This window comes from Weissella sp. DD23 (assembly GCF_001579105.1).
Taxonomy (GTDB): Bacteria; Bacillota; Bacilli; order Lactobacillales; family Lactobacillaceae; genus Weissella; species Weissella cibaria.
The window spans coordinates 1-886 of sequence record NZ_KQ970423.1 but is presented as its reverse complement, the minus strand read 5'-3'; the positions used below and the strand labels follow the sequence as shown (position 1 = coordinate 886).

Below are 886 nucleotides of genomic sequence, written 5' to 3'. Positions count from 1 at the left end.
CCGTACGTAAAAGTACTCGATAAATGGGCGTGTCGGTGGAGACTAAACAATAAATCCTTCACCGCGACGGTTAGTGTTAATGCCCCGCCTAAAAAGAGGTAGGCATACAAGCGAGTTGCATAGACCCAGGCCAAATGGGTGGTGTTCCCTGTCCCAAAGGCGATAAATGACACCCACGTCGCAAAGGCAAGGGGGAGTGAAATTGCGAACATCACCCCGAGATACCGCCATTTAACACCAGCTAATAGCAAATAAAGTAACGTCACACCCGCTACGATAAGATTCATCGTGATTGATTTAACGAAGGCTGTTTGGAAGCCAATCCCAATCATAATGACGAGTAAAACCGTTGGATTCAATTTAGGCATGCGTTGCACCTCCAACTAAACGAAGTTGCTGTTCAGCAAATACCAGTTCATAGTCAATGAAGTCTGCCAAACCTTGTCGTTGGTGTGAAATCATTAAAATGGCTTGCTGGGTCGCGTGCACGGTCGATTGTAACAGGGTCATGACTGCCTGGACAGAATCCTGATCGAGACCGGCTAAGGGTTCATCGAGGAGGAGCACTGGTTGTCCCATGATTAGCATGACCAAGGTTTGTAGTTTTTTCTGCTGGCCCCCTGATAGTTGATAGACAATGTGATCCATCACACCGGTTAGATTGAGTTGGGCAACCGCATCAGCCACGCGTTCAGCCGTCCAAAAATCAGGGTAGGCAGTTTGACGTTGTGACAAAGCCAACTCTTCCGCGACGGTCATGGTTACAAATTGGTCCGTGGCTGTTTGGAAAATCAAAGCGACCCGTTTTGCCCAGGCTTTTGCTTTGATTTTGCGCGCATCTTGCTCGGCCCAGGTAATTGTGCCGGTCGCTGCAATTTGTTTGGTC

General features: G+C 48.4%; 1 protein-coding gene and 1 pseudogene. Both read right to left on the bottom strand.

Features of this window, described 5'->3' with window-relative positions:
* A pseudogene (locus WEIDD23_RS12010) lies at positions 1-368 on the bottom strand (energy-coupling factor transporter transmembrane protein EcfT); the annotation flags it as partial.
* Positions 361-886, bottom strand: a 526-nt coding sequence (locus WEIDD23_RS12005) for an ABC transporter ATP-binding protein (protein WP_156469660.1), incomplete at its 5' end; no start/stop codon positions are given. The gene WEIDD23_RS12005 and the pseudogene WEIDD23_RS12010, both read right to left, overlap by 8 nt.